Genomic DNA, 538 nt, shown 5'->3' on the forward strand with positions numbered 1-538 from the left:
GGTTTCCCCATTCGGACACCCCCGGATCACAGCTCAGTTGACAGCTCCCCGGGGCCTATCGCGGCCTCTCGCGTCCTTCATCGGTTCCTGGTGCCAAGGCATCCACCGTGCGCCCTTAAAAACTTGCGCTAACTAGATGCTCGCGTCCACTGTTTAGTTCTCAAGCAACGACCAGTCACCCGTCTCCAACGCTTCCGCGTCGTTAACGGGGCCGGGGTGTAGAAGAAACAAAGGTCGTTCCCTCAGGACCCAACAGCGTGCCCGACCCACCAGCAATCCAGACGCTTTCCACGCCGAAGCAGTACTTGCTTCCGGATTCCCAGTGTGCCGAATAGTCAACGTTCCACCCATGAGCAACCACCGCCGAACAGATGCCGGCGTAATGGCCCTGGACCGTCAATGACGGTCTAGATGCTCCTTAGAAAGGAGGTGATCCAGCCGCACCTTCCGGTACGGCTACCTTGTTACGACTTCGTCCCAATCGCCAGTCCCACCTTCGACGACTCCCTCCCTTGCGGGTTGGGCCATCGGCTTCGGG

General features: G+C 59.5%; 2 rRNA genes. Both read right to left on the reverse strand.

The features are described from left to right. A 23S ribosomal RNA gene (locus O3W51_RS48335) occupies positions 1–129 on the reverse strand; the annotation flags it as partial. 293 nt (positions 130–422) lie between these two features. Next, positions 423–538, reverse strand: a 16S ribosomal RNA gene (locus O3W51_RS48340); the annotation flags it as partial.

Source organism: Streptomyces sp. H39-C1 (assembly GCF_027158125.1).
Taxonomy (GTDB): Bacteria; Actinomycetota; Actinomycetes; order Streptomycetales; family Streptomycetaceae; genus Actinacidiphila; species Actinacidiphila fildesensis.